This is a genomic window from Hungatella sp. SL.1.14 (genome assembly GCF_024460495.1).
Lineage (GTDB): Bacteria > Bacillota > Clostridia > Lachnospirales > Lachnospiraceae > Hungatella > Hungatella hathewayi.
The window spans coordinates 1-212 of the sequence record NZ_JANFYJ010000615.1; the positions used below are offsets into that span (position 1 = coordinate 1).

General features: G+C 51.4%; 1 protein-coding gene. It reads left to right on the forward strand.

Translation table 11 applies throughout. The features are described from left to right. Positions 1-212: hypothetical protein (locus NE473_RS33415; RefSeq protein ID WP_256265759.1), on the forward strand; the 212-nt coding region annotated here is incomplete at both ends.

The window sequence follows — 212 nt, forward strand, 5'->3', positions numbered from 1 at the left end:
GTGGTAAAGGAAGGCGACCTTGGAAAGGTAAGCTATGTAAGGGCAGCCGGAGACGAGAATAAGAACAACGTTGGAGACGAGATCAGCCTGACGGCAGAGTATACAAAAAACCCGAACTATAGGGTGGGCATCGTACCAGGTACGCTGACGATTACAGAGGCGGAAGGAAACCGTGTAAGTGCGGAAGGCCGGGAAGTAACGTATGACGGAAA